We start from the raw sequence: 3,604 nt of genomic DNA, 5'->3' as shown, positions 1-3,604 counted from the left end.
TGGTTGCGGGAGCAGGATTTGAACCTGCGACCTTCAGGTTATGAGCCTGACGAGCTACCGGGCTGCTCCATCCCGCGACACTTTGGTTTGGTCTACCGCCTATTGGGCTATTTGAGACCGGGTAGTGTTCTGCTGATCGTTTAGAGAGGTTTGTTGGGCTTTTACTAGGTTTGGCGGTGACCTACTCTCCCGGGGCTTAAGCCCAAGTACCATTGGCGCGGCAGTGCTTAACTTCCGGGTTCGGGATGGGACCGGGTGTTTCACTTGCGCTATGACCACCAAACCGAGGAAAAGCCCATGTCGACTTTCTTGCTGTGCAAGAAAGCGACAGGTGGCAGGCAGCGTCTTTTGCTTGCAAAAGGCGCGTTGCCACTCGGTTGTGTTTTCAATCAACACCGTCGCTCTTTTTGCTTTTGCAAAAAAGCGACGAAGTTATCCATGTTCAAGGTGTGTATGCTTTGGTCTTGTCTTTCCATTACTGGATCAAATCAAGCCTATCGGGCGATTAGTACCGGTCAACTGAACGCATTACTGCACTTACATCTCCGGCCTATTGACGTGGTGGTCTTCCACGGCCCTCAGGGAGACCTTGTTTTGAGGGGGGCTTCCCGCTTAGATGCCTTCAGCGGTTATCCTGTCCGATCATAGCTACCCAGCACTGCCGTTGGCACGACAACTGGTCCACCAGTGGATCGTTCACCCCGGTCCTCTCGTACTAGGGGCAACTCCTCTCAAGTCTCCTACACCCACGGCAGATAGGGACCGAACTGTCTCACGACGTTCTAAACCCAGCTCACGTACCTCTTTAAACGGCGAACAGCCGTACCCTTGGGACCTGCTCCAGCCCCAGGATGAGATGAGCCGACATCGAGGTGCCAAACACTGCCGTCGATATGGACTCTTGGGCAGTATCAGCCTGTTATCCCCGGCGTACCTTTTATCCGTTGAGCGATGGCCCTTCCACTCGGGACCACCGGATCACTATGGCCGTCTTTCGACTCTGCTCGACTTGTCAGTCTCGCAGTCAGGCTGGCTTCTGCCATTGCACTCAACGAGCGATTTCCGACCGCTCTGAGCCAACCTTCGCGCGCCTCCGTTACGCTTTAGGAGGCGACCGCCCCAGTCAAACTACCCGCCACGCAGGGTCCCGGATCCGGATAACGGACCGCGGTTAGACATCAAGAGTGCGAAGGGTGGTATCTCAAGGGAGGCTCCACAAGAACTTGCGTTCCTGCTTCAAAGCCTACCACCTATCCTGCACATCACAATCCTGATGCCAGTGCGAAGCTGTAGTAAAGGTGCACGGGGTCTTTCCGTCTAACCGCGGGAAGCCTGCATCTTGACAGGCAATTCAATTTCGCTGAGTCGATGTTGGAGACAGCGGGGAAGTCGTTACGCCATTCGTGCAGGTCGGAACTTACCCGACAAGGAATTTCGCTACCTTAGGACCGTTATAGTTACGGCCGCCGTTTACCTGGGCTTCAATTCAAGGCTCTCACCTCTCCTTTTAACCTTCAGGCACCGGGCAGGCGTCAGACCCTATACGTCGTCTTGCGACTTCGCAGAGCCCTGTGTTTTTAATAAACAGTCGCCACCCCCTGGTTTGTGCCCCCAGCCCCTAGTTGCCTAGGAACCGGGCCTCCTTCTCGCGAACTTACGGAGGTATTTTGCCGAGTTCCTTCAACATCGTTCTCTCAAGCGCCTTGGTATGCTCTACCAGTCCACCTGTGTCGGTTTAGGGTACGGTCTGATGGAGGGCTATTTCCAGGAACTGCTCAGCAGCCCAACCAATCCGATAAGGCTGAACTACATCCGCAATCCGTCACATCCTCCTGGCCTAGGAATATTAACCTAGTTCCCATCGCCTACGCCTTTCGGCCTCGGCTTAGGGGCCGGCTTACCCTGCTCAGATTAGCTTTAAGCAGGAACCCTTGGACTTTCGGCGAGAGTGTCTCTCACACTCTTTGTCGCTACTCATGTCATCATTCTCACTAGTGATCTCTCCACCGGATCCCTCACAGGCCGGCTTCATCGAAAGATCCTCGCCTCCAATATCCCCGAAGGGATCAAGGAGGCATGGATCTATGTCACACTACGCTCTGCTACCGATGCTTACGCATCCCTAGACTTCGGCTCATGGCTTGAGCCCCGTTACATCTTCGCCGCAGGACAACTTATTTAGACCAGTGAGCTGTTACGCTATCTTTAAAGGATGGCTGCTTCTAAGCCAACCTCCTGGTTGTTTTGGTCGTCCCACCTGCTTTCCCACTTAGCCATGAATTGGGGGCCTTAGTCGTAGGTCAGGGTTGTTTCCCTCTCCACTACGGACGTTAGCATCCGCAGTGTGTCTGCCATCTAGTACTCCCGGGTATTCGGAGTTTGGTTAGGATCAGTAAGCCTGTGGGGCCCCATTACCCATCCAGTGCTCTACCCCCCGGGGTATTCGGATGACGCTCTACCTAAATAGATTTCGCAGAGAACCAGCTATCTCCGAGTTTGATTGGCCTTTCACCCCTAGGCACAGCTCATCCCGATCCTTTTCAACGGATGTGGGTTCGGTCCTCCAGTAAGTGTTACCTTACCTTCAACCTGGCCATGCCTAGATCACTCGGTTTCGGGTCTGATCCCACGAACTCATGCGCCCTATTAAGACTCGCTTTCGCTACGCCTACACCTAACGGCTTAAGCTTGCTCGTGAGACCAAGTCGATGACCCATTATACAAAAGGTACGCCGTCAGCTCGCAAGGAGCCTCCGACTGATTGTAGGCGTTCGGTTTCAGGTACTGTTTCACTCCCCTCGTCGGGGTGCTTTTCACCTTTCCCTCACGGTACTGGTTCGCTATCGGTCAGCAAGGAGTACTTAGCCTTCGAAGGTGGTCCTCCGATCTTCAGACAGAATTTCACGTGTTCCGCCCTACTTAATACGTCCATCAAAGCTTCCTATACGGGGCTGTCACCCGCTATGGCCACGCTTCCCAACGTGTTCTAGTCACTCATCTGGCTCGGCTGGTCCCCGTTCGCTCGCCGCTACTAGGGGAGTATCAATTGATTTCCTTTCCTCCGGGTACTTAGATGTTTCAGTTCCCCGGGTTTGCTCTTAAAACCCTATGTATTCAGGTCTTAAGTACCTGTTTAAACCCCATATTGAGTATCAAAGATAACAATATGAAGCTTTCAGGTGGGTTGCCCCATTCAGAAATCCATGGATCAAAGCTTATTCTCAGCTCCCCATGGCTTATCGCAGAGTATCACGTCTTTCATCGCCTCTTGCTGCCAAGGCATTCACCAAACGCCCTTCTCGCGCTTGATTTGATCCAGAAAGAGAAAGACACGACCTTATTTGTCCTACCGCCTATTCGGCTACTTGAGGACATGAACTCTTCCGGCCTTCGGCCTTCACAGTTCGGGGGTCGGATCAATCGCGATCATCCAGCTGGTAACTAAAGATGATCTTTCTTCTGAACCAAAAGCATACTTTCCCGCCTTCCATCCTGGAACCCGCGCTGCCGATGTCGGTCGGCCCCACGCAGAGGATAGAAGACAATGCATAACCGTTAAGTTATGCGGGTTAGTGTACTTGACTTGGACAACTCTGTTCGTTTC

Annotated in this window: 1 tRNA gene and 2 rRNA genes; all 3 read right to left on the bottom strand. The window is 53.1% G+C overall.

Annotation, left to right across the window (positions count from 1 at the left end):
• The 3 genes from GOX75_RS20165 to GOX75_RS20155 all read right to left on the bottom strand — a co-directional run bounded on the left by GOX75_RS20165 (window position 1) and on the right by GOX75_RS20155 (window position 3,311).
• Window positions 1-77 (bottom strand) — tRNA-Met (locus tag GOX75_RS20165).
• A gap of 91 nt (window positions 78-168) precedes the next feature.
• Window positions 169-283 (bottom strand): 5S ribosomal RNA (rrf, locus tag GOX75_RS20160).
• Between the two features lie 201 nt (window positions 284-484).
• A 23S ribosomal RNA gene (locus GOX75_RS20155) occupies window positions 485-3,311 on the bottom strand.
• Window positions 3,312-3,604: the final 293 nt, after the last annotated feature.

The sequence above is a fragment of the Ruegeria sp. HKCCD7251 genome (genome assembly GCF_013031165.1).
Taxonomy (GTDB): domain Bacteria; phylum Pseudomonadota; class Alphaproteobacteria; order Rhodobacterales; family Rhodobacteraceae; genus Ruegeria.
This window is presented reverse-complemented; position numbering and strand designations above follow the sequence as displayed.